At 68.1% G+C, this 3,461-nt stretch carries 2 protein-coding genes; one reads left to right on the plus strand and one right to left on the minus strand.

Annotation, left to right across the window (positions count from 1 at the left end; genetic code table 11):
• Positions 1–206 precede the first annotated feature (206 nt).
• The gene (locus FNH09_RS45475; RefSeq protein WP_152895728.1) at positions 207–2,021 is read left to right on the plus strand and encodes a bifunctional metallophosphatase/5'-nucleotidase; all 1,815 of its coding nucleotides are present in this window, start codon (positions 207–209) and stop codon (positions 2,019–2,021) included.
• A gap of 119 nt (positions 2,022–2,140) precedes the next feature.
• On the opposite strand, the gene FNH09_RS45480 is transcribed toward FNH09_RS45475, so the two are convergent.
• On the minus strand, positions 2,141–3,461 hold a 1,321-nt coding region (locus FNH09_RS45480; protein ID WP_152895729.1), incomplete at its 5' end, for a lysine N(6)-hydroxylase/L-ornithine N(5)-oxygenase family protein.

Consider the following 3,461-nt stretch of genomic DNA (forward strand, 5'->3'; position numbering starts at 1 on the left):
GTCCTGCTCGGTGGGGTCGGTGGGGTCCGGGGGGTTGGCCATACGTCCAACTCTGTCACTGGTTGGCTGATTTCGAGGCCGGAAGTCATAGGTCAGGTCACCGGATCGCAACCTGCTGGACCTGTTGCGGTCCGGCAAAAGGGGCCAGAATCTACGCGCGTCAGAATCTACGCGCGTTGTTGGCCGTTCTTGGAGGAGAACCAGACATGCCGCTGGACCGTCGGAAGTTTCTGAAGAAGTCCGCTGTGACCGGGGCGGGGGTGGCGATCGGGAGCGCGGCTGCGGCTCCGGCGGCGCAGGCCGCGGAGTCGGCGTCGGCGAAGAAGCCGGTCAAGCAGCCGAAGCGGTACGCGCTGACCGTGATGGGCACGACCGATCTGCACGGTCACGTCTTCAACTGGGACTACTTCAAGGACGGGGAGTACTCCGACGCCAAGGGCAACACGATGGGCCTGGCGCGCATCTCGACCCTGGTGAACAAGATCCGTGCGGAGCGGGGCCGGTGCAACACGCTGCTGCTGGACGCGGGTGACACGATCCAGGGCACGCCGTTGACGTACTACTACGCGAAGGTCGACCCGATCACCGCCAAGGGTGGTCCGGTGCACCCGATGGCGCAGGCGATGAACGCGATCGGGTACGACGCGGCGGCGTTGGGCAACCACGAGTTCAACTACGGCATCGAGACGCTGCGCAAGTTCGAGAGCCAGCTGCACTTCCCGCTGCTCGGTGCGAACGCGGTGGACGCGAAGTCGCTGAAGCCGGCGTTCCCGCCCTACTTCATCAAGGAGTTCCACGTTCCGGGTGCTCCGCCGGTGAAGGTGGCGGTGCTGGGTCTGACGAACCCCGGTATCGCGATCTGGGACAAGGCTTATGTGCAGGGGAAGTTGGCGTTCCCCGGCCTGGAGGAGCAGGCGGCGAAGTGGGTGCCGAAGCTGAAGTCGATGGGCGCGGACGTGGTGGTCGTCTCGGCGCACTCGGGTGCTTCGGGTACGTCGTCGTACGGTGACCAGCTGCCGTACGTGGAGAACGCGGCCGCGAATGTGGCCAGGCAGGTGCCGGGTATCGACGCGATCCTGGTCGGGCACGCGCATCTGGAGATCCCGGAGCTGAAGGTCGTCAACGAGGCGACGGGTCGTACGGTCGTGCTGTCGGAGCCGCTGTGCTACGCGGAGCGGCTGACCCTGTTCGACATCGAGCTGGTGTTCGCGAAGGGCAAGTGGGAGGTCGAGTCGGTGGCGGCGTCGCTGCTGAACTCGAACACGGTCGCGGACGACCCGAAGATCACCAAGCTGCTGGGTGACGAGCACGCGAAGGTCGTGGCGTACGTCAACCAGGTGGTCGGCACGGCGACCGAGACGCTGACGACGGTCGACGCCCGGTACAAGGACGCGCCGATCATCGATCTGATCACCAAGGTCCAGGAGGACGTGGTGAAGGCGGCGCTGGCGGGTACGTCGTACGCGTCGGTGCCGGTGATCGCGCAGGCCTCGCCGTTCTCGCGGACGTCGGAGATCCCGGCGGGCGATGTGACGATCCGGGGTCTGTCGAGCCTGTACGTGTACGACAACACGCTGGTCGCGAAGTTGCTGACGGGTGCGCAGGTGCGGGCGTACCTGGAGTACTCGGCGGAGTACTACGTGCAGACGGCCGCGGGTGCGGTGATCGACACGGAGCTGCTGACGAACGCGGGCGGCCGGCCGGACTACAACTACGACTATGTGTCGGGTCTGGTGTACGACATCGACATCGCGCAGCCCGCGGGGTCGCGGATCAAGAACCTGACGTACAACGGTGCGGCGCTGGACGACGCGCAGCAGTTCGTGCTGGCGGTGAACAACTACCGTGCCAATGGCGGCGGTGCGTTCCCGTTCGTGGCGTCGGCGCCGGAGCTGTGGTCGGAGTCGACGGAGATCCGGACGCGGATCGCGGAGTGGGTGACGGCGAAGGGTGTGCTGGACCCGAAGGACTTCGCGTCGGTGGACTGGAAGCTGACCCGTGAGGGCACGCCGGTCTTCTGACGGTAGGGGTTCCTGGCGCCGGGTGTGTCCCGGTGTCGCAGGGTGGTCGTAGGTCGACGGCGGCGTTCTTCCGGGGCGCCGCCGTCGTCGTGTTTCCGGCCGGTTCGGCTGTGCCGGGGTCAGCGGTGTTCGGCGAGGTGGGTGAGGGTCTCGGACCGGCGGGCCTGGGGGATCCGGGGGTGTGGTTCGAGTCCGAAGGTGGTGAAGGCGGTGCGGGCCGGGAGGGGGTAGGTCTCTTTTCCGGTGAGGGAGTTGAGGATCGCGGCGCTGCGCCAGGCGGCGAGTCCGAGGTCGGGGGTGCCGACGCCGTGGGTGTGCAGTGCGGCGTTCTGGATGTACGCGTGGCCGGTGACGACCGGGTCGAGGACGAGGCGGAAGTGTTCGTCGACGCGGGGCCGTTCGCGGTTGTCGCGGCGCAGGTAGGGGTCGAGTCCGGCGAGGATCGGTTCCAGGGGGCGTTGCCGGTGGCCGGTGGCGAGGACGACGGCGTCGGTGGTGAGGCAGGTGCGGTGGCCCTGCTGGAGGTGTTCCAGGTGGAGTTCGATCCTGCTGATGCCGATGCCGACGCGGCCCGCGGTGCGGACGCGGACGCCGGGGGTGAGGACGGCCTGGGGCCAGCCGCCGTGGAGGGTGCGGCGGTAGAGCTCGTCGTGGATGGCGGCGATGGTGGCGGTGTCGATGCCCTTGTGGAGTTGCCACTGGCTGGTGACGAGCCGCTCGCGGGTGGCCTCGTCGAGGCTGTGGAAGTAGCGGGTGTAGTCGGGGGTGAAGTGCTCCAGGCCGAGTTTGGAGTACTCCATGGGGGCGAACGCCTCGGTGCGGCCGATCCAGTGGATGCGGTCGTGGCCGGGTGCGCGGTGGCGTAGCTGGTCGAGGAAGATCTCGGCGCCCGACTGTCCGGAGCCGACGACGGTGATGTGGTCGGCGGCGAGGAGGCTCGCGCGGTGGGCGAGGTAGTCGGCGGCGTGGACGACGGGTACGCCGGGGGCGTCGGCGAGGGGTCTGAGCAGTTCGGGTACGTGGGGTTCGGTGCCGATGCCGAGGACGACGTTGTGGGCGTGGGTGCGGCCGGGGGCGGCGGCGGTGCCGTCGTGTCCGAGTCGGGTGTAGTCGATCTCGAAGAGTTCGCGTGCGGGGTTCCAGCGGACGCTGTCGACCTGGTGGCGGAAGTGCAGGCCGGGGAGGTGGTCGGCGACCCAGCGGCAGTAGGCGTCGAATTCGGCGCGCTGGATGTGGAAGCGCTCGGCGAAGTAGAAGGGGAAGAGGCGTTCGCGGGACTTGAGGTAGTTGAGGAAGGTCCAGGGGCTGGTGGGGTCGGCGAGGGTGACGAGGTCGGCGAGGAAGGGGACCTGGATGGTGGCGCCGTCGATGAGGAGGCCGGGGTGCCAGTCGAAGGCGGGGCGTTGTTCGTAGAAGACGGCGTCGAGTTCGGGGAGGGGG

The sequence above is a fragment of the Streptomyces adustus genome, from assembly GCF_009377175.1.
In the GTDB taxonomy this organism is placed as follows: Bacteria; Actinomycetota; Actinomycetes; order Streptomycetales; family Streptomycetaceae; genus Streptomyces; species Streptomyces adustus.

Coding starts and splice junctions, on each gene's coding strand:
- FNH09_RS45475 (WP_152895728.1), top strand. CDS start 207: ATGCCGCTGGACCGTCGGAAGTTTCTGAAGAAGTCCGCTGTGACCGGG.